The organism is Microvirga pakistanensis (assembly GCF_004458765.1).
Classification (GTDB): domain Bacteria; phylum Pseudomonadota; class Alphaproteobacteria; order Rhizobiales; family Beijerinckiaceae; genus Microvirga; species Microvirga pakistanensis.
Genome location: NZ_SPJX01000619.1, coordinates 1 through 223 on the forward strand (window position 1 = coordinate 1; position 223 = coordinate 223).

Sequence of the window (223 nt, forward strand, 5' to 3'; positions counted from 1 at the left end):
CGCCGATCATGTTGCGGTTCACGTAGACGTTGCCGACCGACAAAGCCTCGACGATGCGGTCGACCGTCGCGTCGATCCGCGAGTGAACGCCCAGCGTCAGGCCATAACCCGGTCCCTCGACGGCCTGGATCACCTCCTCGAGGCGATTGGCCTTATAGCGCGCCACGTGCAGCACGGGTCCGAACACTTCCTGCGCCAGATCGTGCGGCTTGTTGAGCTCGAA

1 protein-coding gene is annotated in these 223 nt (G+C 63.7%); it reads right to left on the reverse strand.

The window, feature by feature from the left end; genetic code table 11:
* On the reverse strand, positions 1-223 hold a 223-nt coding region (locus E4K09_RS24105), incomplete at both ends, for an aldehyde dehydrogenase family protein (RefSeq protein WP_134500194.1).